The 5061-nt window shown below is 75.4% G+C and carries 4 protein-coding genes; 1 reads left to right on the top strand and 3 read right to left on the bottom strand.

The annotated features are described in order from the left end of the window. The 3 genes from ychF to PKY62_RS04805 all read right to left on the bottom strand — a co-directional run. Window positions 1-1075: redox-regulated ATPase YchF (gene ychF / locus PKY62_RS04795; RefSeq protein ID WP_324535394.1), on the bottom strand; the 1075-nt coding region annotated here is incomplete at its 3' end. Between the two features lie 58 nt (window positions 1076-1133). Then, the gene (locus tag PKY62_RS04800) at window positions 1134-2690 is read right to left on the bottom strand and encodes a hypothetical protein (protein WP_324535396.1); all 1557 of its coding nucleotides are present in this window, start codon (window positions 2688-2690) and stop codon (window positions 1134-1136) included. Further along, the gene (locus PKY62_RS04805; protein WP_502875786.1) at window positions 2660-3502 is read right to left on the bottom strand and encodes an ABC transporter ATP-binding protein; all 843 of its coding nucleotides are present in this window, start codon (window positions 3500-3502) and stop codon (window positions 2660-2662) included. The genes PKY62_RS04800 and PKY62_RS04805 overlap by 31 nt, the downstream gene beginning before the upstream one ends. A 73-nt stretch (window positions 3503-3575) precedes the next feature. Between PKY62_RS04805 and PKY62_RS04810 the strand changes: the two genes are divergently transcribed. After that, window positions 3576-5061: HNH endonuclease signature motif containing protein (locus PKY62_RS04810; RefSeq protein WP_324535398.1), on the top strand; the 1486-nt coding region annotated here is incomplete at its 3' end.

Genomic DNA, 5061 nt, shown 5'->3' on the forward strand with positions numbered 1-5061 from the left:
CCACCACGTCGCCGTCGGCCATGACGTAGTCCTTGCCCTCGATCCGGGCCTTGCCTGCCGCTCGGGCCGCCGCGATGGACCCGGCCGCCAGGAGGTCCTCGAAGGAGATGACCTCGGCCTTGATGAAGCCGCGCTCGAAGTCGGTGTGGATGACGCCGGCGGCCTGGGGTGCGGTCCAGCCCTGGCGGATGGTCCAGGCGCGGGCCTCCTTGGGGCCGGCCGTGAGGTAGGTCTGCAGGCCCAGGGTGTGGAAGCCGACGTGCGCGAGCTGGTTGAGGCCGGCCTCCGCCTGGCCGGACTCGGCGAGCATCTCCGCGGCGTCGTCGGGGTCCAGCTCGACGAGCTCCGACTCGAACTTCGCATCGAGGAAGATCGCGTCGGCTGGCGCGACGAGCGCGCGCATCTCGGCCTGCATGGCGGTGTCGGCCAGGCCGGCGTCGTCCGTGTTGAAGACGTAGATGAAGGGCTTGGTGGTCAGCAGCTGGAGCTCGCGCAGCGCGGCCTGGTCCACACCGGCCCTGGCGAGACGGTCCGCCGCGGCGAACAGCGTGGTCCCCTCGGCGAGCACCTCCTGGGCGCGCTGGGCCGCGAGCAGGACGGCGGCGTCGGTCTTCTTGCCGCGGACCTCCTTCTCCAGGCGCGGGATGGCCTTCTCGACGGTCTGGAGGTCCGCCAGGACCAGCTCGGTGTTGATGGTCTCGATGTCGTCCGCCGGGTCCACGCGACCCTCGACGTGCACGACGTCGCTGTCCGCGAACGCGCGCACCACCTGGCAGATCGCGTCGGCCTCGCGGATGTTGGCGAGGAACTTGTTGCCCAGCCCCTCCCCCTCGCTCGCCCCGCGCACGATCCCGGCGATGTCGACGAAGGACACCACGGCCGGCACCAGCCGCTCGCTGCTGAAGACGTCCGCGAGCTGCTGCAGGCGCGGGTCGGGCAGCGGGACCACGCCGATGTTCGGCTCGATGGTCGCGAACGGGTAGTTCGCCGCGAGGACCTGGTTGCGGGTCAGTGCGTTGAACAGGGTGGACTTGCCGACGTTGGGCAGGCCGGCGATGCCGATGGTGAGAGCCACGGGCGGAGAGTCTACGGGTGGGCCGGCTGGGCGACGGTCCGGCGGACGCCCGCTGCGCTCACGCCATGGCGCGCAGCGACGTCAGCAGCGCCGGCGCCCGACGGTCGAGCGTGTCCCCGCCCACGCCCACCCCGAGCACCAGCACGGCGGCGCCGATGCCGAGCGCGACCGCCGCGGCGACCAGGCCCAGCGGGACCGAGCGCGTCCCGGCGGCGACGAGGGTCAGGACGACGCCCGGCAGCAGCAGCAGGCCCAGCGCCCCGAAGCCGACCAGCTGGGACACCATGGACGCCGTCGTGCCGCCCTGGGGCGTGGCGAACGGGTTGGAGCCCGGCGGGAGCACCGGGTAGACGATCCGCGCGGACAGCACCGACGCCGCGCCGAGCGCCGAGCCGAGCGCGCCGACGGACAGGCCGAGCATCGCCGCCGTGAGCTCCCAGCGGCCCGAGGACACGAGGCCGCCGAGCACCATGAGGAGCGTCGCGGGGAGCCCGATGGCGGCGGCGGAGGCCACCCGGCCGAGCCGGTCGACGCGGCCGCGCAGCGGGGCCACGACGTGCATCCAGAACGCCGTGCCGTCGTAGGACACGTCGGCGGAGATGCTCCAGCCGATGAGCGTCCCCGTGAGCGGTCCCAGCACGAGGAGCGCGTCGCCCCCGCCGAGGAACCACAGCAGCACAGGCAGCAGCGGGACGATGACGACGGCGACCGCGTAGCGCGGGTCCCGCCACCAGTAGATGAGGCAGCGGGCGGTCACGGCTCCCAGCCGCGTGGCAGGCACCCGGCCGAGCAGCCCGAGACCGGCATGGCCCCGGACGCCGGACGTCGACCGCTGGCGCACCATCGCCCGGCTCAGCGCCCTCGCCCACACCAGGACCAGCAGCGCGAGGGCGACGACAGCGACCGCCACGTGCCCGAGCAGCCGCGCCCATGCGCCCTCCGCCACGTCCGCCGCCAGCGCCCATGGCGCGCCGAAGGGCGTCCACGCGACGACGTCGGCCACCGCCGGCAGGGACTGCGCGGTGCGGTCGACGACGACGCCCAGGGCGTTGAGGATCGGCCCTGCGAGCACGAGCGGGACCAGGACGACCACCGTCGCGAGCTCGCGGAACCGGCGCCGGGCCAGGAGCGGGGCGAGCACCGTCGTCGTGGCACGCGAGCCGACCACGCACAGGGCGGTGCCCAGCACGGCGCCGACGAGGGCCGCGAGCACGGCGAGCGGCTGGCGCCACCAGGGCAGCGCCCCGCCCAGCGCGAGGAGGGTGGTCGCGATGCCCGGGACGCCCAGGAGGCCGGCGACGGCGAGCCCGGCGACGAGCTGGGCGCGCGGGATCGCGAACGTCGCGAAGCGGTCCGGCTCCATCGTGGCGTCAACGCCGAACGCGACGACCGGCAGCAGCCACCACCCCAGCACGAGCACCGCGCCCGCCAGGACGACGACGGTGCGCCGCAGGTCGGCATCCTGCGTCGACAGCGCGCCGAGGCCGACGAGCGCGAGCAGCACGCCGCCCCCGGCGTACAGCAGGGCGAAGACGAGACCCACCACCTGCCAGGGGCTGCGGCGCAGGCCGTTGGCGAGCAGTCTCAGCTTGAGGCGGGCGAGGTGTGCAACCACGCGAGACCCTCCCCGCTGGCCCGGCCGCCGACGAGCTCGACGAACCGGTCCTCCAGGCTCGCGTCGCCGCGCACCTCGTCGACGCCCCCCGCGGCGAGCACGTGGCCGGCCGAGATGATCGCGACGTGGTCGCACATCCGCTGCACGAGGTCCATGACGTGGGAGGACACGATGACGGTGCCGCCCGACGCCACGTACGAGGCGAGGATCTGGCGGATGTTGGCGGCCGAGACCGGGTCGACCGCCTCGAAGGGCTCGTCGAGCAGCAGGATGCGGGGCGCGTGCACCAGGGCGCAGGCCAGGGCGATCTTCTTGGTCATCCCGGCGGAGTAGTCGACGACGAGTGTCCCGGCGTCGGCCGTCAGGCCCATCGCGGCGAGCAGGTCGCCGGTGCGCGCGGTCACGGTGGGCCGGTCCAGGCCCTGGAGCAGGCCCGCGTACGTGACGAGCTGGGCGCCCGTGAGCCGGTCGAAGAGGCGCACGCCGTCGGGCAGCACCCCGATCTGCGCCTTGACGGCGAGGGGGTCGGCCCAGAGGTCCCGGCCATGGATCCGCACCGAGCCGGCGTCGGGGCGCAGCAGGCCGCTGGCCATCGACAGTGCCGTGGTCTTGCCAGCCCCGTTGGGTCCGACGAGGCCGTAGAACGAGCCGGCGGGGACGTCGAGGTCGATCCCGGCGACGGCGACCTTGGCGCCGTAGGCCTTCCACAGGCCGCGCAGGGCGAGGGCGGGGGGTCCGGGGGGCGGCGGGGGCGCGGTGCCGGCACCTCCCGGCGCGCGGTGCGGGGGCTGGTCCTGCTGCGCGTCGTCCACCCGCACAGGATAGGTCGCGTGTCGGTGGGCGTCGGTAGGCTTCGAACAGACGTTCGATCGGAGATGTGCGGGGGTGGTGCGGGTGGCGGTCGGGGCGATGGCCGACGGCGACGTCGCCGCGCGCCACGGCTCGGGTGCGGCGGGCGCCGCCGTGGAGGTCGGCCCGGTGGGTGTGCTGGCGGCGGCGCGGGCGCTCGCGGCGGGGATGGGCGGGGCGGCGGGGTGGTCGGTCTCGCGCCGCCGGGCGGTGCTGGGCGAGGTCGACCGCGCGATCGCCGTGCTCGGTACGGCCCGGGCGGAGCTGTTGCTGGCCGAGCGGGCCGGCGGGACGTGGCGCACCCACGGCGACCCGTCGTTCGAGGCGTGGCGGGGGCGCACCTCACGCGGCGGGCAGCGCGCCGCGCTGGCCGAGATCGGGCAGGCCGAGGTCCTTGCCGCCCTGCCGGCCCTGCGCGAGGCCACCGTGGACGGTGGGGTGTCCCCCGCGCACGTGGAGGTCCTGGCCCGGGTCGTCCGGGGCGCCTCACCGACCGTGCGTGCGGCCATGGGTTCGACCGCGGGCCAGGCCGAGCTGCTGGGCCTTGCCCGGGCCGACGCCACCACGTTCGCCCGGTCCGTCGCCCGGTGGGCCGCCCACCAGGACCCGGACGCGCTCGAGCGCGACCACCAGGCCCAACGCGCCGCCCGGGCGGTGCACCTCGTCGACACCCCGGGCGGCACCCGCCTGTCAGGCCTCCTCGACACCATGGCCGGGCACCGGCTGCGCCTGGCCCTCGAAGCCGTCACCCCCCGCCCCGCCCTCGAGGACGACCGCACCGCCGAGCAGCGCCGCGCCGACGCCCTGGAGACCCTGGCGACCACCGTCCTGGCCCTGCCCGAGACGGGATCCGGCGCCGCCGTGCGCCCCCACGTCTCCTTCCTCATGACCGAGTCCACCTGGAGCGCCCTGCGCGCCGCACCACGGGGCACCGCGCCAGCACCGTGCGCCCCGGTCACCCTGGAGGACGGCACCCCCGTCCCACCCACCGAGGCCGCCGCCGCCCTGTGCGACTGCGAGCTCACCCGCATCGTCCTGGACGCCGAGTCCGTCCCGATCGACCTGGGCCGCACCCAACGCCTCTACACCGGCCCCCAACGGCGGGCCGTCATCGCCCGCGACCGCCACTGCGCCTGGCCCGGCTGCACCACTCACGCCCGCTGGTGCCAGATCCACCACATCGCGTGGTGGGACCGCGACGCGGGCTCCACATCCGTCGACAACGGGATCCTCCTCTGCTCGTTCCACCACCACGAGACCCACCGACGCGACCTGACCATCGCCCGCCACCGACCCCCACCAGGGGCACCCGGCAGGCCGGCCACCGCCTCCTACCGCTTCACCGACCGCACGGGACACGCCCTTCCGCCGCCACCCGAGGATCCGCGAGGACCCGGCGACGTGGGCCCAGCGGGGTCCGCCGCGCCACCCGAACAACCACCCGATCAACGATCCGCGCGGGCCCGACCCTCCGAGCTCACCGGCCACGACCTCGAACACGTCACCGACCCCGTGACCGGCA

This window comes from Actinotalea sp., from assembly GCF_035443605.1.
GTDB lineage: Bacteria > Actinomycetota > Actinomycetes > Actinomycetales > Cellulomonadaceae > Actinotalea.